The sequence below is a fragment of the Croceibacterium atlanticum genome (assembly GCF_001008165.2).
GTDB lineage: Bacteria > Pseudomonadota > Alphaproteobacteria > Sphingomonadales > Sphingomonadaceae > Croceibacterium_C > Croceibacterium_C atlanticum.
The window spans coordinates 1,579,031-1,603,631 of record NZ_CP011452.2 but is presented as its reverse complement, the minus strand read 5'-3'; the positions used below and the strand labels follow the sequence as shown (position 1 = coordinate 1,603,631).

Annotated in this window: 27 protein-coding genes; 10 read left to right on the top strand and 17 right to left on the bottom strand. The window is 62.7% G+C overall.

All coding sequences use genetic code 11. From position 1 onward, the window contains the following. Positions 1–4: 4 nt before the first annotated feature. The 9 genes from WYH_RS07615 to WYH_RS07575 all read right to left on the bottom strand — a co-directional run bounded on the left by WYH_RS07615 (position 5) and on the right by WYH_RS07575 (position 9,680). The gene (locus tag WYH_RS07615; RefSeq protein WP_046903365.1) at positions 5–1,006 is read right to left on the bottom strand and encodes an alcohol dehydrogenase catalytic domain-containing protein; all 1,002 of its coding nucleotides are present in this window, start codon (positions 1,004–1,006) and stop codon (positions 5–7) included. Between the two features lie 4 nt (positions 1,007–1,010). Continuing rightward, positions 1,011–2,144, bottom strand: coding sequence for an NAD(P)-dependent alcohol dehydrogenase (locus tag WYH_RS07610; protein ID WP_046903364.1), 1,134 nt, complete (start codon positions 2,142–2,144; stop codon positions 1,011–1,013). 58 nt (positions 2,145–2,202) lie between these two features. Further along, the gene (locus tag WYH_RS07605; RefSeq protein WP_046904933.1) at positions 2,203–3,042 is read right to left on the bottom strand and encodes an SDR family NAD(P)-dependent oxidoreductase; all 840 of its coding nucleotides are present in this window, start codon (positions 3,040–3,042) and stop codon (positions 2,203–2,205) included. 7 nt (positions 3,043–3,049) lie between these two features. Continuing rightward, complete coding sequence (locus WYH_RS07600) at positions 3,050–3,589, bottom strand: 2,4'-dihydroxyacetophenone dioxygenase family protein (RefSeq protein ID WP_053833447.1); 540 nt, start codon at positions 3,587–3,589, stop codon at positions 3,050–3,052. An 11-nt stretch (positions 3,590–3,600) separates the two neighbouring features. Then, positions 3,601–4,134, bottom strand: a complete 534-nt coding sequence (locus WYH_RS07595) for a 2,4'-dihydroxyacetophenone dioxygenase family protein (RefSeq protein WP_046903363.1) — start codon at positions 4,132–4,134, stop codon at positions 3,601–3,603. A 22-nt stretch (positions 4,135–4,156) separates the two neighbouring features. Further along, positions 4,157–6,676: a TonB-dependent receptor gene (locus tag WYH_RS07590; RefSeq protein WP_046903362.1), complete on the bottom strand. Its 2,520-nt coding sequence runs from the start codon at positions 6,674–6,676 to the stop codon at positions 4,157–4,159. 164 nt (positions 6,677–6,840) lie between these two features. Then, positions 6,841–7,782: a helix-turn-helix domain-containing protein gene (locus tag WYH_RS07585; protein WP_046903361.1), complete on the bottom strand. Its 942-nt coding sequence runs from the start codon at positions 7,780–7,782 to the stop codon at positions 6,841–6,843. Between the two features lie 42 nt (positions 7,783–7,824). Further along, positions 7,825–9,075, bottom strand: a complete 1,251-nt coding sequence (locus tag WYH_RS07580) for an MFS transporter (protein ID WP_046903360.1) — start codon at positions 9,073–9,075, stop codon at positions 7,825–7,827. Between the two features lie 59 nt (positions 9,076–9,134). Further along, positions 9,135–9,680, bottom strand: a complete 546-nt coding sequence (locus WYH_RS07575) for a VOC family protein (RefSeq protein WP_046903359.1) — start codon at positions 9,678–9,680, stop codon at positions 9,135–9,137. Between the two features lie 110 nt (positions 9,681–9,790). On the opposite strand from WYH_RS07575, the gene WYH_RS07570 reads away from it, so the two are divergent. From WYH_RS07570 to WYH_RS07555, 4 genes are all read left to right on the top strand, one after another. Next, positions 9,791–10,546: a class II aldolase/adducin family protein gene (locus WYH_RS07570; RefSeq protein ID WP_046903358.1), complete on the top strand. Its 756-nt coding sequence runs from the start codon at positions 9,791–9,793 to the stop codon at positions 10,544–10,546. 13 nt (positions 10,547–10,559) lie between these two features. Then, positions 10,560–11,117 carry a (2Fe-2S)-binding protein gene (locus tag WYH_RS07565; RefSeq protein ID WP_046903357.1) on the top strand — a complete coding sequence of 186 codons (558 nt, stop codon included), beginning with the start codon at positions 10,560–10,562 and terminating at the stop codon, positions 11,115–11,117. After that, a complete protein-coding gene (locus WYH_RS07560; RefSeq protein ID WP_046903356.1) occupies positions 11,114–11,458 on the top strand; it encodes an arsenate reductase family protein in 345 nt (114 codons plus the stop codon). Before WYH_RS07565 ends, WYH_RS07560 begins: the two co-directional genes overlap by 4 nt. Before the next feature lie 125 nt (positions 11,459–11,583). Next, positions 11,584–12,207, top strand: coding sequence for a class I SAM-dependent methyltransferase (locus WYH_RS07555; protein ID WP_046904931.1), 624 nt, complete (start codon positions 11,584–11,586; stop codon positions 12,205–12,207). Between the two features lie 53 nt (positions 12,208–12,260). Here WYH_RS07555 and WYH_RS07550 read toward each other — a convergent pair whose 3' ends face one another. Continuing rightward, entirely contained in the window at positions 12,261–13,079 is an 819-nt protein-coding gene (locus WYH_RS07550) for a hypothetical protein (protein ID WP_046903355.1), read from the bottom strand. A 71-nt stretch (positions 13,080–13,150) separates the two neighbouring features. On the opposite strand from WYH_RS07550, the gene lipB reads away from it, so the two are divergent. Both lipB and WYH_RS07540 read left to right on the top strand, forming a co-directional pair. Then, entirely contained in the window at positions 13,151–13,816 is a 666-nt protein-coding gene (lipB, locus tag WYH_RS07545; protein WP_046904930.1) for a lipoyl(octanoyl) transferase LipB, read from the top strand. 5 nt (positions 13,817–13,821) lie between these two features. After that, positions 13,822–14,148: a hypothetical protein gene (locus WYH_RS07540; RefSeq protein WP_156320089.1), complete on the top strand. Its 327-nt coding sequence runs from the start codon at positions 13,822–13,824 to the stop codon at positions 14,146–14,148. A gap of 6 nt (positions 14,149–14,154) precedes the next feature. Here WYH_RS07540 and WYH_RS07535 read toward each other — a convergent pair whose 3' ends face one another. Then, complete coding sequence (locus WYH_RS07535; RefSeq protein WP_218917156.1) at positions 14,155–15,039, bottom strand: HpcH/HpaI aldolase/citrate lyase family protein; 885 nt, start codon at positions 15,037–15,039, stop codon at positions 14,155–14,157. A gap of 79 nt (positions 15,040–15,118) precedes the next feature. Here WYH_RS07535 and WYH_RS07530 point away from each other — a divergent pair, with 79 nt between their 5' ends. After that, on the top strand, positions 15,119–16,048 hold the full coding sequence (locus WYH_RS07530; protein ID WP_046903353.1) for a DMT family transporter: 930 nt from the start codon (positions 15,119–15,121) through the stop codon (positions 16,046–16,048). Between the two features lie 97 nt (positions 16,049–16,145). Here WYH_RS07530 and WYH_RS07525 read toward each other — a convergent pair whose 3' ends face one another. From WYH_RS07525 to WYH_RS07500, 6 genes are all read right to left on the bottom strand, one after another. Further along, positions 16,146–17,474, bottom strand: coding sequence for a DUF2254 domain-containing protein (locus WYH_RS07525; RefSeq protein WP_046903352.1), 1,329 nt, complete (start codon positions 17,472–17,474; stop codon positions 16,146–16,148). 48 nt (positions 17,475–17,522) lie between these two features. Further along, complete coding sequence (nadA, locus tag WYH_RS07520; protein ID WP_046903351.1) at positions 17,523–18,509, bottom strand: quinolinate synthase NadA; 987 nt, start codon at positions 18,507–18,509, stop codon at positions 17,523–17,525. After that, positions 18,509–19,204 (bottom strand): DUF4230 domain-containing protein, encoded by a 696-nt coding sequence (locus WYH_RS07515; protein ID WP_082347897.1) that lies wholly within the window; start codon positions 19,202–19,204, stop codon positions 18,509–18,511. The genes nadA and WYH_RS07515 overlap by 1 nt, the downstream gene beginning before the upstream one ends. Further along, positions 19,186–20,058, bottom strand: coding sequence for an MBL fold metallo-hydrolase (locus WYH_RS07510; RefSeq protein WP_046903350.1), 873 nt, complete (start codon positions 20,056–20,058; stop codon positions 19,186–19,188). The genes WYH_RS07515 and WYH_RS07510 overlap by 19 nt, the downstream gene beginning before the upstream one ends. A 100-nt stretch (positions 20,059–20,158) precedes the next feature. Next, entirely contained in the window at positions 20,159–20,626 is a 468-nt protein-coding gene (locus WYH_RS07505) for a DUF1465 family protein (RefSeq protein ID WP_046903349.1), read from the bottom strand. A 115-nt stretch (positions 20,627–20,741) separates the two neighbouring features. Further along, positions 20,742–20,939 (bottom strand): YdcH family protein, encoded by a 198-nt coding sequence (locus WYH_RS07500; protein ID WP_046904927.1) that lies wholly within the window; start codon positions 20,937–20,939, stop codon positions 20,742–20,744. Positions 20,940–21,101: 162 nt separating this feature from the next. Here WYH_RS07500 and WYH_RS16500 point away from each other — a divergent pair, with 162 nt between their 5' ends. The 3 genes from WYH_RS16500 to WYH_RS07490 all read left to right on the top strand — a co-directional run bounded on the left by WYH_RS16500 (position 21,102) and on the right by WYH_RS07490 (position 24,543). After that, complete coding sequence (locus WYH_RS16500) at positions 21,102–21,257, top strand: YdcH family protein (RefSeq protein WP_082347896.1); 156 nt, start codon at positions 21,102–21,104, stop codon at positions 21,255–21,257. A gap of 92 nt (positions 21,258–21,349) precedes the next feature. Continuing rightward, positions 21,350–23,617: a phosphoenolpyruvate--protein phosphotransferase gene (gene ptsP / locus WYH_RS07495; RefSeq protein WP_046903348.1), complete on the top strand. Its 2,268-nt coding sequence runs from the start codon at positions 21,350–21,352 to the stop codon at positions 23,615–23,617. A gap of 101 nt (positions 23,618–23,718) precedes the next feature. Continuing rightward, entirely contained in the window at positions 23,719–24,543 is an 825-nt protein-coding gene (locus WYH_RS07490; RefSeq protein ID WP_046903347.1) for a helix-turn-helix domain-containing protein, read from the top strand. The last annotated feature ends 58 nt before the right edge of the window (positions 24,544–24,601 follow it).

The following is a 24,601-nucleotide window of genomic DNA, read 5'->3' as shown; positions in this document are numbered from 1 at the left end:
AGGTTCAGGGCGCGATCAGCACCTTGCATTGCGGACCGCGCTGCTTGAGGCTTTCAAACACTTCCGGCGTTTCGTCCAGGCTGATCGTATCGGTCACCAGCAGGCGCGGTTCCATTGCCCCGCGCAGCAGCGCCTCCAGCGCGGCTTCATATTCCTGCCGCGTGAAGAAGGCGCTGGTCACCAGTTTCACCTGCTTGCTGAGCATGGCGAAAGTGTTGAGCGTGTCCGGCTTCGTGCACAGGCCGAGCAGGCAGATCGTGCCGTCATTGCGCACCTGTTCCACGCCTTGCTGGATCAGGCCGGGAATGCCCACGCATTCGAACACCACATCCGCCTTGCCGCCCAGCGCTCTTTCCGCGCTTCCCACCGGGTCGGACGGATCGACCACGAAGATATCCGCCCCCATGTCCAGCGCGCGGTTGTGCTGGAATTCGGCAATGTCCTGCACCGCCACCCGGGATGCGCCGAACCTCTTGGCCCAGAAGGCAACGGCCAGCCCGATAGGTCCGGCGCCGAGCACCAGCACCTTGTCGCCCGTTTTCATGCCCGAAAGATTCACGCCGTGCAGCGCCACGGCCAGCGGTTCCACAATGGCGCCATCCGCGATGGAAACATCCACCGGCAGCTTCACGCATTGATTGGGGCGGGTGAGGGCGAATTGGGCATAGCCACCGCCCTGCAGGCCGAATTCTTCGCACCATTGCACTTCGCCGCGGTGGCAATATTCGCAGGTGCCGCAGCTCATCAGCGGGATGACGGAAATGAGATCTCCCGTCTTCAGCCCTTCGACCTCGCTGCCAAGCCCGACCACTTCGCCGGCGAATTCATGGCCGAGGATATCGCCATGCTTGCAGCCATAGGCTGCATCCTCGGTCATGTGCAGGTCGCTGCCGCAGATGCCGCAGCGGCCGACCTCCACCACGACCTGCCCGGCATCCGGCACCGGATCGGGCAGGGTTTCCACCTTCAGCGGTTCATGCAGGGCCTGGAAGGTCGCGGCTTTCATGGAGTCAGTCCTCGGATCCGATCTTCAGCACCGGCTTCACCACTTCGCCGCTTTCGCTGGCTTCGATCGCCTCGTTGATCTGGTCGAAATTGAAATAGCCGATCAGTTTTTCGAACGGGAAACGGCCTTCCTGGTGATAGGCGATGAGATCCGGCAGGAAGGTGACGAGATCGCTGTCCCCGCCCAGAATGCCCATCACACGGCGGCCGCCGCCCATGAATTCGGCTTCGTTGAAGGTCAGATTGTCCGCCGGGTCCGACGCGCCGACAATGCCGCAAATGCCCATTGGGGCGAGCAGGCTCCAGGCATCCTGGATGACCTTGTTGATCCCGGTCGTGTCGAAAACATAACCCAGGCCCTGCGGGCACAATTCGCGGATCTTGCCGATTGCATCGTCCTTCGCGTTGAAGGCATGGGTGGCGCCCAGTTCCTTCGCCACTGCCAGGCGATTGTCATTCACGTCCACGGCGATGATCGGGTCAGCCCCGGCAATCTTGGCCGCCATGATCGCGGCCATGCCAACGGTTCCGGTGCCGAAGATGGCTATGGGCAGGCCGGCGCGCACTTTCATGCTCCGCAATACCGCGCCCGCGCCGGTCATAAGGCCGCAACCGATGGGGGCGAGCCGTTCCAGCGGAATGTCTGCTGCGCTTTCCGGCACTTTCACCACATTGCGTTCATGCGCGATGGCTTGCGTGGCGAAGCTGGACTGGCCGAAGAAATTGGCATTCATCGGCTCTCCATCCGCGAACAGGGTGGGGCTGCCATCGGCGCGCATGCCCGACCAGTTATGCGGAAAGAATTCATAGCAATAGGTTGGCGCATCCACGGCGCAGCTGGGGCAATGGCCGCAGCTGTTGAAGCTCATCACCACGCGGTCGCCGGGCTTGGCCACTGTCACGTCGCTGCCCACTTCTTCCACGATGCCGGCGCCTTCATGGCCCAGCACCACCGGCAGCGGCACGGGCAATTGCTTGTCCCGCACCGCCAGATCGGTGTGGCAGATCCCGCAGGCGACCACGCGGATACGCAATTCTTCCGGCCGCAATGCGTCCAGCGTTACGTCCTGAATGGCGAAAGGTTCGGAATTTCCGCGGCAGATCGCGGCGCGGGCATGAATGGGGGACTGATCGGTCATGTTACCTCACTTTCGCCTTCCGGATGGACGCAGTGCCCGTCGCAATCAAGGACATGGATCAATCGAGCGGCTTGATCGGGCCAAGCTGCATCCCGCCGTCGATCATCACATGCGCGCCTGTCATGTAACTGCCTGCATCCGATGCCAGCAGCAGGGCCAGCGGCTTGATCTGATAGGTTTCGGCCATGCGGCCCACGGGCACCAGATCGTCCCAGGCCTTTTTCGCGGCGGGGTTCTTCTTGACCCAGCCATCGCCGATATTGGTGACGAAGGGGCCGGGCGCAATCGCGTTCACGCGGATACCGTATGCGGCCAGTTCATAGGCGGCATGGCGCATGAAATGCTTCACCCCCGCCTTGGCCGCCATATAGGGCACGCCCACGATCGCCTCGTTCACTTCGGCCGCGTTGGAACTGGTGATGACGATACTGCCGCCGCGCCGGTCCGTGTTCGCCTTCATCGCCCGCGCGGCTTCGCGCACCGTGTGGAAACAGCCGGTCAGGTTGATATCGATCGACTTGTCCCAGCGCCATTTGTCATAAACGTCGATCTGGCCATCGGGATTGCGCTTGTTCTCCGGGCTCCAGAACCCGTTGCCCACATCCAGTCCGGCATTGGCGAAGCAGATATCCAGCCCGCCATAGGCATGTACATGGGCATCGATGGCGGCGGCAACCTGATCCAGATCGGTCACGTCGCAGGCTTCCCAGCGGACTTCATAACCTTCGTCCACCAGCCTCTTCGTCTCGCGCTGGGCGCCTTCGGCATCCACATCGGTCAGCGTTACCCTGGCACCGGCTTCGGCCATGCATTCGGCATAGGCCAGGCCGATGCCGCTGGCCGCCCCGGTCACGAAGGCGGATCTGCCGGCAATGTCGAATTGATCGAGAGTTTTCATCGCCACCTCAGAGATAGAGCTTCGGATTGATCTCGATGCCCTGTTCCTTGCAGTAATCCTCGTAGTGATTCATCATCCAGAACACGTCGACCGTCTCGACGAAGTTCGCATCGCCATCATAGAAATCGATCGGGCCTTCCATCCAGCCGAACAGCTTGCAGCCTTCGGGGTGGTCGGTCACCAGAGTATGGCTTTCGCCCGGCACTTCCAGGATCAGGCCGCCGGGCGATGCCACCCAGTCATATTCCAGATATCGAACGGAACCTTCCAGGCAGACCATGGTGATCGTGCCGCGGTGGAAATGGGTGCCGACCACGCCCGGCCCCTTCACCCACAATATGTTGGAATAGAGATTGCGCCGCACGTCAAAGGCCAGGTGCTTGATCGCGGCGCTGTCGCCAAAGGGCACCCACGGGCTGTCCACGTCTGTCTGCGCGTCGATATAGCGCCCGCCGGGGGACGTGCGCTCCACCAGATCGCGATAGGCATAGGGAATGTCGACGATTTCGGCCTTGTCGGACGGCGGGGCCTTCATTTGCGTTGCCATGGCAGTTCCTCTCAGCGGATCAGTGTATCGACATAGTCGGCGCCCAGGCCGACCTTTTCGTAATGTTCGCGGGCATCGCGCATGTAATCGAACACGTCGTAATGGCCGACGGAATTGCCTTCTTCGTCCAGCCACATCAGCGGGCCGGATACGACGAAGAAGACCTTCATCGGATCCGGGTGTTCGTAGGAAACGAGCGTATGGCTTTCGCCCGGCGTTTCGAAGATGAAATCGCCGGCCGTGGCGGTCCAGTCATGTTCCAGATACGCCCATTTCCCGCTGATCGTGTAGGCCCAGATCGGCTTGGGGTGATAATGCCGGTTCACGATGCACGGCTTCTTCGCCATCAATACATCGGCCCACATGTTCAGCGACGGGCTGATCCAGACCGGCTTGGAATAGACATCCTCCACGATCGGGACCCACAGCTTTTCATCCCCTTCCGCGATCTTGGCCATATAGGCTTCGGGCTTGGCGTCCGGGCGCAGGGCGTGGGGGACGGGAGGAGTCCCGGCCCACGGTTCCGTTGTCGGTGCTTCAGGCATTTCTTCTCTCTCCCTCCGGCTCTCAGAACTCGAACCCGAGCCGGGCATACCATTCGGCCGGACGGCTATAGGTGCCATAGATCACACCGCCGCCGATCTGCGCCTGTCCGGTAACCAGATAACGCTCGTCGGTCAGATTGGTCCCGCCCACGGTCAGGTTCCAGCCCGCCAGATCCGGCTGATAGGTGACGCTGGCATTCACGATATCGGTGGAAGGCCGCATCAGCAGACGGGTGCCTTCCGTGTCGTTGCGCATGCTGGTGGTGTGGGTCCAGTCCGCCAGCACGATCAGCGAACCTGCGCCGAAGGGCACTTCCAGACGCGGGGAGATATTGATCTTCCAGTCCGGCGCCTTGGGCAGGCTGGCACCGGCAAACACGCCCAGTTGCAGCGGGTTCGGGTCCACCTGGGCCGGGCCGTCCACGCTGGTGTAATAGGCATCGACATAGCCGATCGACGCATTGACCGTGAAAATATCCGACGGGGCGGCCTGCGCTTCGATCTCGAAGCCCTTGATCCGCGCATTGCCGGCATTCTTCACTGTCGGCGAAACGCCTTCCTGGAAATTCAGCTGGATGCCTTCATACTTGGTGCTGAAAGCCGCCAGGTTGAGCTGCAGCAGGCGGTCGATCAGGGTCGATTTCACGCCCGCTTCCCAGGTTTCCGCCTCTTCCTCGCCAAAGGTTGGCGCCACCATCAGCGGGTTGGAAAGACGCGTGGTCCAGCCGCCCGTCTTGTAGCCCTGGCTGAACGAGCCGTAGAACATGATGTCCTCGGTCGGGTAGAGCTGCACGCCGGCCTTGAAGGAGAAATTGTCGAAGCTCTGATCGTTCGGTTCCGTCGGGTAATAACGGAACGGCTCGCTGGGGATCGGGAAGCCCAATGCGGCGGCGCAGGCTGCGCTCGGATTGCCGGTCTGCGGGTCCAGATCCATGCAGCCCGCCAGCTTGTAATTGATGCCGTTCAGGTCCGATTGCGCGCCGATATAGCTCTTGTCTTCCTTGGTATAGCGGCCACCAAAGGTCACGCCGATCAGGTCCGACAGGCGCCAGTCCACCTGCCCAAAGGCGGCATAGGCGGTGGTGTCGATCTCGCCCGGGCCATCGACCTGCAGCAGCCCGCCCGCGAAGGTCACGAAATCGCGCAGGTCGCCCTTTTCATTGAAGACATAACCGCCAAGCACGAAGTTCAGCGCATCGTCCAGGAAAGAGCCGGTAACTTGCAGTTCCTGGCTCCACTGTTCCTGGTCCACCGTGAAGCTGGTCTGCAGGATCGGCAGCGGCGAATTGTCGAGATCGACCCCGGCGGCAAAGTCGATCTTCCGGAAGGAGGAGATCGATTTCAGCATCACGTCCGGGCTGACATCATATTCCAGATCCAGCGCGACGCCGCCCTGTTCCAGCTTGGAGAAATTATTGCCGGTGGCGTAGCTGGTATCGATATCGTCATTCACCCAGCGATCGTCATAGGGGGCGATATCGTTCAGCGGATCGGCATCGACATTGCGGCTGGCCAGCCCTTCGATCGTGTTATAGCCGCCCGATCCGTTGCGCGGGCCGCAGACGAAGGTGAGGCCAGCAGCGCCGATTTCCGCCGCGGTGGAACTGATGCAGGTGTTGAACAGGCCGGAGAAGAAGGCCGCCGGATTATCATCCAGCACGTCCAGCACCGTATTGGCGGTGGATTCCTGATCGATATTGGTGAAATCGCCCGTCAGCGTGGCCCGGAATGCGCCGCCATCGTCCCAGCGCAATTTGCCGCGCGCGCTCCACGTGTCATCGCCGCCCTGCCGGTCGGCATTCTGGTAACCGGCTGCCGGGAACTGCTCCCACGAAGTGTAATCGCCTACGAAGCCCGGATATTCCTTGCGCTTCTGATAGCCGTCGCGCTTCATCATGCCGAAGGCGAGGGAAGAGGAAAGCCCGGTGGTGATCGGCAGTTCGACCATGCCGCGCACCTGCATACGCTTGAAGCTGCCCGTGGTCACATCGCCGGTGACGCGGAATTCATCGCCCGGATTGCGGGTCACGATGGAGATCGCGCCGCCAATCGTGTTGCGGCCGAACAGCGTGCCCTGCGGGCCCTTCAGCACCTCGATCCGCTCCACATCGAGCAGGTCCTGATTGGCGCCGATGGAACGGCCGAGATAGACGCCGTCGAGATAGACGCCCACCGCCGGGTCGATATTGAAGGCGAAGTCGCTCGACCCGATGCCGCGGATCGTCGCGCCCAGAACCGCGCTGGAGCCGGAGAAGGGCGTCGATGCGTCCAGCGTCACGTTCGGCGTGATGGCGGACAGGGAAGATACGTTGCCGATGGCGCGTTCCTGCAGCGATTCGGCATCGAAGGCGCTGATCGCAATCGGCACATCCTGCACGTCTTCCGCGCGCTTCTGCGCGGTGACGACGATTTCCCGGATACCGCCTGTCCTCTGCTGGTCTTCCTGACCGGCCGCATCACCTGCCTGCTGCGCGTCTTGGGCATAAGCGGGCGTGGCAAGGGCAAAGGCCAGAACGGCGAGCGAAACCTGCGTGCATTTCATCGTGTCTCTCCCAGGGTGTTCTATCGTTGGCGCGGGCCGGTTTTTCGGCTCCTTATCCTTCACGATAGATCATGGTGACACGCGGCGCTTGGACCCGTGCGCAGCCGCGCTTGGACTGAAACGCAACGGGGGGACTTAATGCGCCTGGTCGCGCAAATGGCCGGTCAATCGCTGTTGCCCATCCGCCAGTCGCGCGGGGAAATGCCGAATTTCTGCCGGAAACAACGCGTGAAATAGGCGCTGTCATTGAAGCCGTGGGCAAATGCGATGTCCGTTATGGTCGCCTTCGGATCAGTGATCAGCCGTTCCGCCGCCCGTTCCAGCCGCCGGTTGAGAATGGCGGCGGATGGCGTCGTTCCCGCCTTGGCGAACAGGTTCTGCACGCTGCGGACAGAAGTGCCCAGTTCGCTGGCGATGGTGGCGCTGCGCAGGTCCGGATCGTCCAGCGCAGCGTCAATCACCGCTTCGGCATGGCGGCGCAGGCGTATTTCCTGTTCCGATACGGGGTTTTCCCGCCCGGCATCGCGGATCGCCATTGCCGCCAGGTCATAAAACACGCGGTTGACGCCTTCGGTCCAGTTTCCATCCAGCGGATCGGTCCCGTCTGCCTGGCGCCACAGCGACATCAGGAAATCGTTGAACACCCGCGCTGCGGCGGAATTGCCCGAAAGGCTTTTGGCCAGCCTGTCTTCCAGATCGGGCACGCGTTCCAGCAGGCCCTGCTTCGGGAATTCCACCACCATCATTTCATGCGGGGAGAGATCGAACTGATAGGGGCTATGCGGGGATCCGATCACGAAATCGCCGGGGCCGAGCTGGGTTTCCTGCCCTCTTTGCCTGTGCTGCCCGGTGCCGCGCCACTGCATGTGCATGATCACGCGTTCTTCCACCGTGTCCAGCGGGCGGCGCCCGACGGAGGCAGTGACGGATCGCGTGCGGATCATATCCAGATCGCCGACGCTCCAGCTCCACAGCTCGCCTTCGAAACGCTGGCTTTCGGCATTGACGAATGTTCCGCAGAACACCTCGTCCGCCACGGAATTCCAGTATCGCAGCCGGTCGTCGGCAGCGACGCCGTCGGTCACGAATTTCGCAATGGAACTCATTGTCCGATATCCTTCTCCCTTGGTCCCCCGTCCTTGTCCTTGCTAGCGCGCGCGCCGGGCGAGCACGGCAGGCGCTGTTTCCTTCAGCCCCAGGGCCACGATGCCGCTGACCAGCGAAAGCCCCATCAGCAGCCACAGGAATGCCGAAAGGTCGAACGCATCGTTCAACATGCCGGCAATGGTCGGGCCGAACACTCCGCCCAGAACCTCGCATGATCCCATGGCGAGGCCGAGCACGGTGGCGTGATGGCGCTGGGCGAATGTTTCGGAAGGGATCGTGGCCATGAAGATCGGAAAGATCCCGTTCACCGCCCATCCGACGAAGAAGATCGCGGCAAGGCTAAAGGCCGATCCTTCATAATACAGCGCGCCCAGCGGGCCGGCCACGGCAAGCAGGGGCAACAGCACCATCACCGGCTTGCGCCCGATCATGTCGGACAGGCCGGACACCACGATGGAGTAGATGGCAGCGGCAATGCCCAGCGCGCCCATCACCCAGCTCATCGTGCTGGGGTCCAGCCCTTTTCCCTGCACCAGATAGATCGGCATGAAGGCCCAGGTGATCACGAAGTGGCCGACCATCAGCACCCCGACGACGACGCAGATCCACATATTGCGGACCTTCAGCGCCTGCAGGATCGACATGCTGTCGCCGGCATGTTCTTCCTGCACCGGGGCCGGTTCGGGTTCCTTCAGCATGAACCAGATCAGCGCGGCGCTGAGAAGGCCCGGCGCGGCGGCCAGATAGAACGCCTCCCGCCAGCTGAATTGCATGGCGAACCACACCAGCACCACGGGCGCCAGGAAGCTGCCGAGAAGGTTGGAACCGAGATTCTGCGCCACGCCCTGCGCAAGGCCGCGCCGCCGCGGGTCCACTTCGCTCGCCACCATGGCATGGCTGATCGGCATCACGCCGCCTTCGGCCGCGCCCATCAGCAGGCGGGCGGCGAACAGGAACAGGAAGCTGGTGGCCAGCCCGGAAAGGAACGAACACAGCGAAAAGGCGATAGTCGACAGGATCAGCAGCAGCTTCCTCTTGCCGAGGCTGTCCGACAATTTGCCGACGAAGAAGGCCGCAATCGCCCAGGTGAAGCTGAGGCCGCTGGCCAGCAGGCCGATCTGCGTGCCCGAAAGCTGCAGCTCCGGCTCCACGAAAGGCATCAGCGCATTGATCGCCTGCCGATCGAAGAACACGATGCCGAAATTCAGGCTGAGCAGGAAAACCAGCAGGAACTGGTAGGCGGGCGAATTTTTCGTCCAATTGCCCTGCCGGGCGGTGCCGCTTGGCTGCATTATCGTCTCTCCCGGTCCGCGATTCTGTTGCCGCGGCCTTTATTGTTGTTGCCCCTCCGTCAGAGGAATGGCCGTACCGGATCGCTCCCGTCCCAGTCCCGGCTGGCCTGCCAGAACCGCGTGAAGGCCTGGTCCATGCCCGGTGTCACGGGTAACAATTCCAGGAAGCCCCAATCCGCGCCCGTGCCATTGTCGAGATAGACCACTTCGCCCCCGGTCGGCACGGCGGCGCGGAACGCCTCTTCATATCCGCGCGCCTGGTAATCCCGGCTGGCTGCGTCCACATCGGCGCAGGCAATGCCGAAATGGTGGAAGCCATATCCGCGCTTGCCGATCGTTTCCTGATAAACGCTGGGATTGGCATCCAGCGGCTGGATCAGTTCGATAAGCATGTGCCCGGCAAAGCCCATGGCGATGGTGATATCGGCCGTGCTTTCCTGCCCGCGATAGGTCTGCCCTTCGACAAGGAAGTGATCGAGCACGAAGAACGGGCCTGCGCGCATGTCCACGATCCAGCGCTGGATCGCCTCCTGCAGATCGGGGACCACGAATGCGGTTTGCGCCACGCCGCCCATAGGCTGGCCATAGCCAAGCGTTTCAGTCATCTAACCCTCCCAGCCGGCTTTGCGCCAGTCTGGTCTTATGGCTCGTCAATCGGCGCGACAAAGTCAATCATAACGTGTTAGAAACCACGCGGGACAAAGAGGAGAATGCCATGGCGACCCAGCTGAAACGCGGGGCCGAATGCAGCGATGCGGAATGGACCGCGCGGCAGGAACTGGCCGCCTGTTATCGGATTTTCGACATGATGGGCTGGTCGGAATCGATCTACAACCACATCACCCTGCGCGTGCCGGGGGAGGAAGCCTTCCTCATCAATCCCTATGGCCTGTTGTGGGACGAGGTGACAGCGTCCAACCTGGTCAAGATAGACAGCGACGGCAACAAATTGTGCGCCAGCCCCTATCCGGTGAACAAGGCGGGTTTCACCCAGCACGGCCTGTTCCACAAACATCTGGATTGGGCACATGCCATCGTCCACACTCACACGCCCGATACAATGGCGGTCTGTTCCTGTGCGGACGGGCTGACGCCCACCAATTTCTATGCCTGCTTCTTTGACGGGCAGATCGGCTATCACGATTTTGAAGGCATTACCGTCCGCGCTGAAGAGGGGGAGCGTTTGCTGGCCAATCTGGGCGAGAACCGGATCCTGATGCTGCGCAATCATGGCCCGGTGGTGCTGGGCCAGACATTGTACGAGATGTTCTTCAATTATTACATGCTTCAGCGCGCCTGCGAGATACAGGTGAAGACCGCGGCCCTTGGCAATCCGATCCGCGTTCCGCCCGAAGTGGTGGCCGTGCATCAGCGTGACCGCGACGAAGTGGCGCTGAAGGATTTCGGCAAGGCCGATTTCGAAGCCTGGATGCGCAAGCTGGATCGTATCGACACCGGCTGGCGCGAGTAGTAAGCGCCCGGCCATGTCACGCATGACGGTCAATGGCCGGCCGGTTCAGTTCGATATGGACCCGCAGACGCCGCTGCTTTGGGCGCTGCGCGATGCCGCCAATCTGACAGGCACGAAATATGGTTGCGGCGCCGGCGATTGCGGCGCCTGCATGGTGATGGTGGATGGCGCCGCCTTGCGCAGCTGCCTGGTCACCATTGCGGAGGCGGAAGGCCGCTATGTCACGACGATAGAAGGGCTTTCGCATGATCGCTCGCATCCGGTGCAGCAGGCGCTGGTGGCGGAACAGGCGATCCAGTGCGGGTTCTGCACGCCGGGCATCGCGATGGCGGCGGCCGCCCTGCTGGAACGCAACGCCAATCCGGGCGAGGCGGAGATACGCGAAGCTATCCCCAATCTGTGCCGCTGCGGGGTTTATCCCCGTCTGGTGAAGGCGATAGAGCGGGCCGGGCGCGTAGCGCGCCGGGCCGAAAGGATCAGCGCGGCACCCGCGCCGGGCATCGATGCGCGCGACGCGGCGAGCGCGGTGCCGGCCATGCGCGCGCCGGACATTGAAGGAGAAATCGAGTGAAGGCGACCATCTGGCACAACCCGAAATGCGGCACTTCGCGCAAGACGCTGGCCCTGCTGGAAGAACGGCCGGGAATCGATGTCGAAGTGATCGAATATCTCAAGTCGCCGCCGGGTAAGGACAAGCTGGCCCAGCTCTATCGGGATGCAGGGATGAAGCCGGCTGAAGGGCTGCGTATGCGTGGCACTGACGCGGCGGAGCGCGGCCTGCCCGATGCGGGCGATGACGATGTGCTGGAAGCAATGGCGGCCGAACCGATCCTGATCGAACGCCCGCTGGTGGAAACGGAAAAGGGCGTGCGCTTGTGCAGGCCGATGGAAAAGGTGGAAGAAATCCTTTAAACAGGTGCTGGCTCACGCTGTCCTGAAACAGTCGAGCTTGCATTGATGTTTCATATTTGCCAACCGATTGGCATTCCCAAAGGCGCTTTGTGCGCCATGCGCAGACAAGGGGGCGCGACTATTTCATGAGTGGCAGTGAGTTGGCCGAGGGCCGTCGTCCCGGGCTTGTGCAGCGCATTTCCCGGGCCATGGGTCCAGCCGGCGTCTTCTTTCGCGGGTTTGTGGAACATCCCGTCATGGTCGGTTCGATCATTCCTTCATCGAAGGCAACGATCGAACGGATGCTGCGCCCGGTGGACTGGGCCAATTGCAAGCTCTTCGTGGAATATGGCCCCGGAGTCGGGACTTTCTGCCGCCCCGTGCTCGACAAGCTGCCGCGCGATGGCGAACTGGTGGTGATCGACACCAACCCGATGTTCATTGATTATCTGAACAAGACGATCCGCGACAGCCGGTTCCACGCCGTGCTCGGTTCGGCCGAGGATGTGGAGGAAATCGTCCGCTCGCTCGGTCATGAGAAGGCGGATTATGTCCTGTCGGGCCTGCCATTCTCGACCCTGCCGGAAGGCGTGGCGCCTGCCATTGCCGCCGCCACCCACCGCGTGATCCGCAAGGGCGGTGCTTTCCTGACTTATCAGTTCAGCACGGTCGCGCGCGATTACACGGCGCGCCATTTCCCGCGCGTTGAAACCGGCTTCGTCTGGCGGAACATTCCGCCCTGCGTGCTGGCCTGGGGCTGGCAGGACTGACGGGCCGGGCATGTCCCGGCCGGGGGCTCAGCCCCGGCCGACCATGATCTATCCTATTCGAAAGTCTGGCTGACCGCGCTGGCCGAAGGGCCGGCCAATTGCCGGTGCGCTGCCGCTATCACCGCCACGAACACGATCGACAGGCCTGCGCCGATCAGGCCCTGCGCCACTGCGCCGACAAAGGTGAAAGCCGTATCGCCCAGCACGAAGACCAGTGCGGACAGCAATACGCTCAGCACGATGGCGATCACGAAATAGACCAGATAAATCAGGAAATAGAACAGGAACAGCCGCACGCTGTTTCCCTTGGTCAGTTTCCAGCTCCGCGCGAGGATCCTGAACGGGTTGAACACTTTCTCGATCGCGATGACGGCTGGCGAGAGCGAGATCTTCACCATCGAATAGATCATGCCGACAAACAGCAGCATGGAGGCGATAACCGCCAGCACCGGAAGGCCGGATGCGGCGGACGCGCCGACCAGAAGGCCGCCGATCAGCGAAAAGCCGATCACGAACAGCAGCAATGCACCGATGCCCGGCAGCAGCCCGATTGCCCCGGTGCGCAAGGCATCGCCCACGGTCGGTTTGGAATCGTCCCGCAGCAGCGCCAGCAGCGCCAGATAGCCGACAATCTGCGCAAAGAAGACCAGGACATAAAGCCAGGCATAGCCGCCATAGGCGGCGATGATCTGCGCCTGCATGGCTTCCGGATCTTCCAGACCGCCGACAACATCCTGCAAATTGGGCGAAACAATCCCGGAAAGCAGGCTGGGAAGGAAGAAGAAAATACCCGCAACGATCAGCAGGACCTCGCGATTGGCGCCCATCATGGATGTGGCTTCGCGCCAGGCGGCGCTCATGTTGAATTTCATTCCTGGGTCCCTCAACTTTCCGAACCCTCTTGATAAGCGCCTTTCCTGTCGCCACGCAATCAATTGACATGATGGAGATTCAGGAAATCGCCGAGACCGGGCCCGAATGGCGCCTGTCCTACGAACAGGTGCCCTATCGCGAGGCGCTGGAACAGCAGGAGGCGCGCAACCATGCGATCGCCGCCGGGGATGCGCGGGAATTGTTCTGGATGCTGGAACACCCCCCGGTCTATACGGCGGGCACCAGCGCGGCCCCGGCCGATCTGATCGATCCGCGTTTCGACGTGGTGGAGACGGGGCGGGGCGGACGCTACACTTATCATGGCCCCGGCCAGCGGATCACCTATGTCCTGCTGGATTTGAAGAAACGCGGGCGCGATGTCCGCTGTTTTGTCCACGGGCTTGAAAACTGGGTCATCGCGACTCTGGCCGATTATGGCGTGGAAGCATGGGCCGTGCCCGACCGCGTGGGCATCTGGACGCGGGATATTGACGGGAGCGAGGCCAAGATCGGCGCCATCGGCGTGCGCGTTCGGCGCTGGGTCACCATGCATGGCTTTGCCGTCAATCTCGATCCCGACCTTTCGCATTTCACCGGCATCGTGCCTTGCGGAATTTCCGAATATGGCGTCACCAGCCTTGCCCGGCTGGGCATATCGGTTGCGCCGCAGGAGTGGGATGAGGCATTGCAGCGGCGCGCCGGCGAATTTCTTGCCGCGCTAACCTGTTCGGAGTGAAGCGCGTGTCCTCACGATTATCCGTCACCGCCCTGCTGCCACTGGCATTGCTCGCCGCTTGCGGCGGGGGCGATGATGCCGCCGCGCCCGAAGGGGATGGCCGTTCGGCATCGGGGGAAGTGCTGGAAGGCACGATCAGCGATGCCATGCTGCCTTATGGCGAAACCACTTCGCAGCCGCCATTGATGGCGCCGCCGCCCCGCACGACATCCGCTGAAAGCACGGAAGAAAGCGAAACGGACGAAAGCATTGAGGGCGAGGGCGATGTGGAAGGCGCCGAGGAGGCTGCGTCTGCACCCCCACCGGCGGCCACCAATGATCCCGCCGAATAGATAGGTTCAGCGCAGGTTTTCCAGCAGCTTGCGCGCCTGTTCCAGATGTGGCTGGTCGATCATGCGGCCATCCAGCTGCAAGGCGCCAGCGCCGGGATTGGCGGAAAAGGCGTTCACGATTGCGCGGGCCCGGGCAATGTCTTCTTCACCCGGCGTATAGGCGGCATTGATGATCGGCACCTGGTCGGGGTGGATTGCCATCATCCCGTTGAACCCGTCGGCATAGGAATTGGCGGCGATCCGTTTCAATCCTTCCGAGTCGCGGAAATCGGCATGGAGCGTGTCCACCGCCAGCACGCCGGCGGCATGGGCTGCCAGCAACACATTGGCGCGGACCATGCGGAACGCATCGGTCCATTCGCCCTGGCTGTCGCGCTTGCGGCTGGCGCCAATCGCGGCGGACAGGTCTTCCGCCCCCCAGGTCAGGCCCGCAAGGCGCGGCTGCTGCGCATCGGCATAGGCGGGAATGCCCAATGCCGCCGCGGGGGTTTCGCTCACCAGAGGAAGGATCCGCGTGGTGCCCGGCTGGATGCCGTTGCGCTGTTCGTGCTGCAGCAATTCCGCCGCCAGCAGGCGCAGCTGGTCAGGTCCGGCTGCCTTGGGCACCATGATGCCATCGGGGCGGGCGGGCATGACGGCGGCCAGATCGTCCCGCCACAATTGCGTGCCCAGCGCATTGATGCGCACCCAGCGGCCATGGCCGCCACCGGCCAGCAATTGTTGCTGATGGGTGCGCAGCCAGTCATGCGTCATTTGCCGGGCAACCGCCTTTGATTGCGGTGAAACGGCATCTTCCAGATCCACGATCACCACGTCGGCGCCGCAGCCGGCAACCTTGGACAGCTTCTTCTCGCTATCTCCGGGAACGAATAGCCAGGACCGCATTGCCATTGTCGAACCTCTCACAAAATTATTTGGCGCCCTCATCGCTCCCTATAGCCAAGCATGGGGCGCACGCTAGGGGTGGGCGATGACAGTTTCCGATCACGGGGGCACGCATCCTGCCCGTTTTCTGCCTATCGCCGCGCTGGTCGCCGGTAATGCGGCCCTGGCGCTCGGCCCCTATTTCGTGCGCCTTTCGGATAGCGGACCCGTGGCAGCCGGTTTCTGGCGGGTGACCCTGGCGCTGCCTTTCCTTGTCCTGCTGGCCCGCTTCAATCGCCAGCCGATCATGGGGCTGGGGCGGGGCGTGGTGCTGGCCGTGATGCTGGGCGGCGTGTTTTTCGGGCTCGATCTGGCCAGCTGGCATGTCGGCATCGGCTCCACCCGTCTCGCCAATGCGGTATTGTTCGGCAATTCGGGCAGCCTGATCCTGATGATCTGGGGCTTTATCGCTATCCGCCGCCTGCCGCATGGCGCGGAAGGGATCGCCGTGCTGGCCGCGCTGGCGGGCTCTGCGATCCTGCTGGGCCGTTCGCTGGATATTTCCACCCAGACGCTGGTGGGCGATCTGTTCTGCCTGCTGGCAGGCGGGCTTTATGCCGGTTATCTGCTGATCCTGCACGATGCCCGGCGCGAACTGGGCGGGTGGAGCCTGCTGACCTGGGCCTGCCTTGCCGCTTCGCCCGTCCTGCTGGCAATTGCATTGCTGAAGGGGGAGCCGATCTGGCCCGGCGACTGGCGGCCGCTGTTCGGCCTCGCCGCGTCCAGCCAGCTTCTGGGGCAGGGTCTGCTGGTCTATTCCCTGCGGCATTTCTCCCCGGTGGTGATAGGCATCGCCCTGCTGACGCAGCCGGCGGTGGGAGCGCTGGCCGGATGGCTGGCCTTTGGCGAGATACTCGCCCCGCTGGATTTCCTCGGCATAATGCTGGTGGGCGGGGCGCTGGCCATATCGCGCATGGCCCAGCCTGCCGCGCCGTCGACGCCGCCGGGGAAGGGTGATGCCAAAGCGGGGACATAGGCAGGGGAAGGCGCCGCGAATTGCTGCGCCGTGGATCCCCCCGTTACCCCCATCGGCAGAACCTGCCACCCGGCGGGCAGTGCTTCTCGCCTGTTAGTCAGGGGGTGTGCAGGAACGCCTGGCTGAAGCTGACATGGCGCGCTTCGACCTCCTGCAGATCGGGGCCGGTCAGTGCATTTCGCGCCTGTTCCAGCAGCCGGTCTCCTTCCCGGCGAAGCAGGGCCTGACGGCTTTCGTCCTGGATCGGCGCGGCCGCATTGCGCAATGTGTCGAGCATGACCAGCGCGGCGATGCGGCTGGTGGCAATGGCGCTGCGCATCACGCCGAAACCGCGATCCACGTAATGTTCGAAATCATCGGGAAGGGGGATCACGCTGCGTTCCTCCGGCTCGTCCCCGCCCACGCGCTTGCGCAGGTCGCGCCGGCCCAGTTCGGCGGTGGCGGCACCCAGCCAGTGCAGGGCGGTGATCGCGGTGAAGGGATCGTTGATGCCCGGCGAAAGGGCGCGCAGGCCGATTTCAACCAGTTCATCGATCAGGAATTGCGGATCCTGTTCCGCCGAGCGCGATGCGCCGACGGAAAAGGCGGCACGCACATCATCTTCCAGCCCTTCCTTCGGCTCGCCCGAACAGACACGGGCCAGCGCCATGCCGGCATGGATGAAATCGCCCGTCCGCACTTCCAGCGCGATGCGGCAGCCGGCATCGTCGGCCGCGCGCTTTATCTCGTCAAAATCGATCAGGCGGACATAGCCGGTCTGGTCCGCCAATATTGGCGGGCCATCGGGCGCGGCCTTGTCCTCTGCGCCATTGGCGTCTTCGGGGAAGGCATCGGCAATGTCTTCAAGCAGACGCCGGCCAATGCCCTTCAGAACGGTATTGATACGGATGCTGGCCGGAATGTGATTGAGGAAGAATACCAGCACCGCGATGGAAAGGCCCATCAGCAGAAAGGCGATAACCAGCGACAATTGCGGCACGAAGCCGGGCAGGGAAGTGGCCGAGGAATCGAGCACGGCGGCGGCCGCTTCGTCCTCTGCCCGCACGGCGCGCAATGTGATCAGCGCATAAACGAACGTGCCGATGAAGGTGGCCAGGCTCAGCTGGTTGCCCCGATCCTCCATGAAATTGGTCAGCAGGCGGGGGCCGTAATTGCCGCTGGCATAGGCAACGGCGGCGATGGTGATCGAAAAGACGGTGGAGGCGACACCGATCATCGACCCGGCGATCACCGTCAGCAGGTTGCTGGCACCTTCGGGCCGGGCGGGAAGAATCCAGTTGGTATCGTTAAGCCACTGCGCCGCGCCGCGATGATCGAGCCACACCGTGCCAAAGGCCAGCACCCCCGCGCCCAGGGCGAACAGGGCGGGATAGAACCAGTAATTGGCGTTGAGGCGTGACCAGAGCCAGCGGATTTCGGCCGTCATGCGTCAGTTAACGCGCTGACGGCCGAAGGGTTGCATGGCGGCGATATTTCAGACCCTTCCCAGATCACCCTTGCCGATCGTTCCGCTCGCCATTTCCAGCATACGGTCCAGGCTGGCCTTGGCCTTCAGGCGCAGCCCTTCCTCGATCTCGATCCGGGGTTCCAGATCGCGCAGGCAGGTATAGAGCTTTTCCATCGTGTTCAGCGCCATGTAGGGGCAGATATTGCAGTTGCAGTTGCCGTCTGCCCCGGGCGCGCCGATGAAATTCTTTTCGGGCAGGGCCTTTTCCATCTGGTGGATGATATGCGGTTCCGTCGCCACGATCAGCGTATCGCCGGGGAAGGTCTTGGCGAATTGCAGGATCGAACTGGTTGAACCGACATGGTCCGCATGGTCGATGATGTGCGGCGGGCATTCCGGATGCGCGGCAACCGGCGCATCGGGATGCTGTTCCTTCAGCTTCATCAGTTCCCGCTCGCTGAAGGCTTCATGCACGATGCACACGCCCGGCCACAACAGCATGTCCCGGTTGAACTTGCGGTTGAGATAGCCACCCAGATGCCGGTCCGGCCCGAAGATGATGGGCTGGTCCTTCGGGATCTGCTGCAGGATCGTTTCGGCGCTGGAACTGGTGACGATCACGTCAGACAGCGCTTTCACTTCGGTGGAACAATTGATGTAGGTGAGCGCGATATGATCGGGATGCGCTTCGCGGAAGGCCTGGAACTTGTGCGGCGGGCAGGAATCTTCCAGCGAACAGCCCGCATCCATATCCGGCAGGACCACGATCTTTTCCGGGCTCAGGATCTTGGCCGTATCGGCCATGAATTTCACGCCGCAGAAGGCGATCACATCCGCGTCCGTATCCGCCGCCTTGCGCGACAGTTCCAGCGAATCGCCCACGAAATCGGCCAGATCCTGCAATTCCGGTTTCTGGTAGTAATGGGCCAGGATCACCGCATTGCGTTCCTTGCGCAGGCGGTTGATCTCTTCCAGCAGGTCGGTCCCGGTCGGTGGCTTTGTGGCAACGCTCATTACGGTTGTGCTTCCTCTCCGTCGAAGCGGACATTCACGGTGACATCGCCATAGCCGGCGACTTGCAGCGGTATAGCCAGATTCTGGCGGATTGCATCTTTTGCCGCATTGCGGGCGAGGTCCATCAGAACGGGATTGGCCGCCTGTTTCACCGCCTGCTGTTCGGCCAGCCGCGTATTGTCGCGGGTCAGCTGGTCCTGCGCATCGCGGCTGATCCAGATGCCTTCGCGCAGATATTGCGCGCGGCCTTCATCCAGATTGGGGCGGCCGACCTCGATCGCGGGCAATTGCACGTCCAGCGTCCGGCTCGCTTCATCCCAGCTCAGGCGGCTGGCATCCACTTCGGACAGGTCCAGCGTATAATTCACCCGCGCCGGAATCACCGCCACCTGCCTGCTCTGGATCGCGCCGAAAAAGCGGCTGTCCTCGCTCGCCACCACGGGGGAGAGCTGGGCGCTGAAAACGGTCAGGCGGTTCTGTTTTTCAAAGGCGACGAGGCTGGTGGCCAGCGGATCGCCATAGTCCCGGGGGCCAAAGGCGCGCCATGCCAGCCATGCCGACAGGGCCAGCATCAGGATGAAGAGCAGCCATGGCACGGCTTGCACACGCGCCAGCGCCCGCTGCCGTTCGGGCACGGGTTCTTTCTGGAGCGGCTGGGTGCCCTCCTTCTCTTCGGTCAGCTTGCGATCGCCCATATATCCCCCGAACGGCCAACCAGGCCGCGACGTTCCAGATCGAGCAGATGGGCCAGAACCGATTGCCCTGCCGCCGGCCACAATCTTTCATTCACCCCCTTGTACATGACGGGGACGAGGCCGGTAACACTGCGTTCCTCTTCGCCCAGCAGCCGCAATATCTGCCGTTCGCGCTGGCGCCGGTGCCCGATCATGCCGCGCAGGAATTGCCGGGGGCGGGTGACAGCCGGACCATGGGCGGGATAAAATATGCGGTCTTCCCGGCCATAGAGCCGTTCCAGGCTGGCCATGTAATCGGCCATGTCGCCATCGGGCGGCGCCACCACCGTGGTGGACCAGCCCATCACATGATCGCCGGTGAATAATGCGCCGCTTTCCTCCAGCGCGAAGCAGAGATGGTTGGATGTATGGCCGGGCGTGGCAATGGCTGACAGGGTCCAGCCGGGCCCTTCGATCTGTTCCCCGTCCCGCAGAACGCGGTCGGGGCTGTAGCTGCGATCGAAAGGTGCGTCGGCACGGATCTCCCCCGTGTCCAGTGCCAGCGGGGCGCAGCCGAGGATCGGTGCATCCTTGCGCCGGGCCAGCGGAGCGGCACCGGGCGAATGATCGCGATGTGTATGGGTGCAGCAGATTGCCAGGACCGGGGCATCCCCGATGGCGGCTTCCAGCGCCGCGAGATGGCCGGGTTCGTCAGGGCCGGGATCGATAATGGCCAGTCCGCTATCGCTGCCGACCAGATAGGTCTGTGTTCCCGTATAGGTGAAAGGCGATCCATTGGGCGCGAGCACGCGGCGCACCAGCGGTTCCAGTTCTTCGCATTGGCCTGTGGGCCAGGGTTTCGGCGGCAATCCCATGCGCGCCGATATGGGGATGGCGGCTTGTGCTGTCACGCCTTGGAAAGAAAACCGGCACGATGTGCGGCTGGAAACTGCCTCGGCTGCTCCCGGAACGGCCCTATAGGCTCATTACGGCGGCGCCCAGCCTTTCGCGCAGGCGCTGGATGGCGAGCGGTTTCATCGCGTAGCGATCGCGCCATGCGTGATCCAGTCGCTCGACACGGGCATAGAACCGGCTGGTGCGGCCGATAATTTCCTGCAGATCATCAGGCAGAAGGGAAATCTGATCCGGATCGCCATCTTCCTGCGCCGGGGGCAGGCGGCCATAGCGGCGCAACTGGAATTCGCTCAGCTCGCCCGCGAAATAGGCCCGCTGATTCAGTAGCCAGGCGATGGAATGCATCATCCGCGTGGTGGCGCGCAGCGCCTCGCAAGAGAGCGCGATGCGCGCAAGATCGGGGTTCTCGCTCGTTTCTTCCAATCGCCCCGAAAGGTCGAAGGCGCAGCGCGCTTCGTCCGCGAGCTCCAGCGCCTCGTAATAAAGCGAGTCGATGATCGTCGGGCTGAGATCGGCGGGGCTGGACATTACGGGCAAGAGCTAACCCGGAAACGCTTCCTTGCGCCAGTAGACGAAAGTCCATTTGCACCGGATATCCACGAGTGTCCCGGAGAGGTACGGACTGTGCGGCATTCCCCTGCGATCAGGCGATGATGTCCGGCGTAAGGTGATCTTCGATTATCGAGATCTGGTCGCGCAGCCGCAGCTTGCGTTTCTTGAGCCTTGCGATCTGTAGCTGATCGTCGCCACCGGCGCCGGTCAGGGCGGCGATGGCGGCATCGAGATCGCGATGCTCGATCCGCAGTGCGGCCAACCGCTTGCGCATCTCCTCTTCGCTCAACTCGTTCCCTTTCATTGCATCGCCGGCGTGTCTCGGATTGTCGCAGGCCGGGTTTGCCGATCTATGTCTATTATGATTTGATGACAATCGCGCGGCTCACCTTCCGCGGCGAGTCGTGCGCATGGCCGTCCCCGGGCTATCCCGGAAGAGAGGAGAACGCGTATGGAATCGACACATGTCGCCGCATTGCAGGCAAAGCACCATGGGCTTGAACAACGCCTCCGCGACGAGATGAACCGACCGGCTCCCGATAATGTAGCCATACAAGCGATCAAGAAGCAGAAATTGCAGATCAAGCAGGAAATCGCCGCGAATTGAGGCAACCTGCATTCCGGACTGGCGGGTGCAAATATGCGCCCGTCATCCCCGGTAACATTTCCAAGACCAGACATATGCGATAGGCGTCAGGCATGAGCGCCGTCGCAGCAGCACGATCCATCCTCACCCGGCTTCACGAAGTCATGGCTTCCCGCCTTCATGCGCAGGGCAAGCTGAACCAGGTCGTGGACATAATCGGCGAGGCGCTGCACAGCGAAGTCTGTTCGATCTACCTCCTGCGGGAGGGGATGCTGGAACTTTTCGCCACGCGCGGCCTGAACCAGAGCGCGGTGCACGTCACCCGGCTGGCAGTGGGCGGCGGCCTTACCGGCACGATCGCCCAGAATATCGAAACGCTGAACCTGGCCGAGGCGGCGACCCATCCCGAATTCCAGTACCGGCCGGAAACGGGGGAGGAAAAATTCCATTCCTTCGCCGGCGTACCAATCGTCCCCCGCGAACGCGCAATCGGCGTGCTGACCGTGCAGCACACCGATCCGCGCCGTTACGAGGAAGTGGAGATCGAAGCGCTGCAGACCGTCGCCATGGTGCTGGCGGAACTGATCCACAATGCCGGCCTGGTGGATGACGAAGTGGCGGACGGGGCCGAATTCCGTTCCGAACAGGAAGTGCTGGGCGGGCTGCAACTGGTGAAGGGGCTGGCGATCGGCCAGGCCGTGTTCCACCAGCCGCGCATCAATATCGAACAGACCGTGGCGGAAGACACGGAGGCGGAGCGGCAGCGCGTCTACATGGCGTTCGACAAGATGCGCGAACAGATCGAACAGATGTCCGGCCAGGCCGAATTCGGCGTGGGGGGCGAGCATGAACAGGTGCTCGAGACATACAAGATGTTCGCCTATGACGAAGGCTGGAGCCGCCGCATCAATGAAGCGATCGATTCCGGCCTTACCGCGGAAGCCGCGATCGAACGCGTGCAGCAACGCACGCGGATGCGGATGCGCGAAATCCAGGATCCGCTGTTGCAGGACCGGATGCACGATCTGGAGGATCTGGCGAACCGCCTGCTTCGCATCGTGTCCGGCCAGCTGGGCACGGCGGCCAGTGTCGGCCTGCGCGGGGATTCGATCCTGATCGCCAAGAATCTCGGCCCGGCCGAACTCCTGGAATATGACAAGCGCCGGCTGAAGGGCGTGGTGCTGGAGGAAGGTTCGCTCACCGCCCATGTGGTGATCGTTGCCCGCGCCATGGGTGTGCCGGTGATCGGCCGCGTGCGCAATGCGCGCGGGCTGATCCGCGAAGGCGATGAATTGCTGCTGGACGGGGACAAGTCCCAGCTGACCGTGCGACCGGCGCAAAGCGTGATCGAAGCGTTCGAAGCGCGTTTCGCGCGCAATCGCGAAAAGCAGGCGGCCTATGCCAAATTGCGCGATGTCGAACCCTTCAGCCGCGATGGGCAACGCGTCGAAGTTATGATCAATGCCGGCCTGCGTGACGACATGCCGATGCTGAGCCTGACCGGCGCGGACGGGATCGGCCTGTTCCGCACGGAGTTCCAGTTCCTTGTCTCCGCCGCCCTGCCTCGGCGCGACCGGCAGACGCGGCTCTATCGCGATGTGCTGGAAGCGGCGGGGGACAAGCCGGTGATCTTCCGCACGGTTGATATCGGCGGGGACAAATCGCTGCCCTATCTGCGCAGCGAAACCTCGCGAGAGGATGAAAATCCCGCCATGGGCTGGCGCGCATTGCGCCTGGCGCTGGAACGTGCGGGCCTGCTGAAGGTCCAGGCGCGGGCCCTGCTGGATGCGGCGGCTGGGCGGACGCTGAATGTCATGTTCCCGATGGTTGCCGAACCGTGGGAATTCGACGCGGCGCGCGAAGTGTTCGAAAGCCAGCTGGCCTTCCTGAAGCAGCGCCGCCGCAAAGTGCCCGAAGCGGTGCATTACGGCGTCATGCTGGAAGTGCCTGCTCTGGCCGAAGTGCTGGACCTGATCATGCCGCGCCTGTCCTTCATTTCTATCGGCACCAATGATCTAACCCAGTTCCTGCTCGCGGCGGACCGGGCCAATCCCAAGCTTGCCGAACGTTATGACTGGCTGAGCCCGGCGATCCTGCGTTTCCTGCGCCGGGTGACGGAGGCGACAGCCGGGGAAAATGTGGCGCTGGGCGTTTGCGGTGAAATGGGCGGCAGGCGGCTGGAAGCCATGGCGCTGCTGGGGCTCGGCATCCGGCGGCTTTCCATTACGCCGGCGGCGGTGGGTCCGATCAAAAATCTGGTGCGCCAGCTGGATCTGGTGGAAATCGGCGCGGCCATGGCCGGCTGGCTGGCCAATCCGCCGGCGGATATACGCGCCACCATGCTGCAATGGGCCACGGAACGGGGGATCGATGTCGATTAAGCCGCCGCGCCCCAATGGCCGCTTGACTTGAACTATGCAGACCAGCTTTTGTGCATAAAGAGGGTTTCGCAAACAAGGACCGGCGTTTGGCTGGAAATCAGATGACGGAAGAAGTCGAGCGAGAGGACAATCCGGCCCAGCCGGAAGGCATCGGCCCGCAATTGCGCGCCACGCGGGAAGCCCGCGGCCTGAGCCTGGATCAGGTCGCCGCTGAAACCCGTATTCCCGTGCGCCATCTGGAAGCGATCGAACAGGGTGATTTTGCTGCCTTGCCGGCTCGCACCTATGCCGTTGGTTTTTCCAAGACTTATGCCAAGCTGGTCGGGCTTGATCAGGAAGACGTGGTCGCCATGGTCCGCGCCGAACTGGAAGCGCAGGAGCCGGAAGGCACCTATCGCACCGCCAGTTTCGAACCGGGCGACCCGGCGCGCGTTCCGTCTTCCCGCCTGGGTCTTTTTGCCATTTTTGCGCTGGTCCTGCTGCTGGTTGGCGGCTTCTTCTTCATGCGCACATTATTCACGCCGGCGGCCGAACTGCCCTCCCTCGTCGCGCAGGAAGAGGCGGCCGAACAGGAACGGCAGGCAGCCCTGGCCGCTGCCGAACAGGAACCCGAGGCCGAGGCAACTCCGGCCGGGCCGGTGGTCTTTACTTCGCTGGAAGAAGGCATCTGGGTGAAGTTCTACGATGCCGAAGGGCGGCAGTTGATGCAGAAGCTGATGGCCGAAGGCGAAAGCTACACCGTGCCTGCCGATGTGGAAGGTCCGCAGATATGGACCGGGCGGCCCGATGCGCTGGCGATCACCATCGGCGGGCAGGAAGTGCCCAAACTGGCCGAAGATGACATGGTCATGCGCGATATTCCGGTGACTGCATCGGCTCTGCTGGCTCGTAACGAGGAAGCGGAGGGAGCGTCTCCCACAAGCTAGCGGGCAAGCCCGCTCGACAACGGATTCCAGCATTGGCACAGTATCGTTCAGCCGAGGT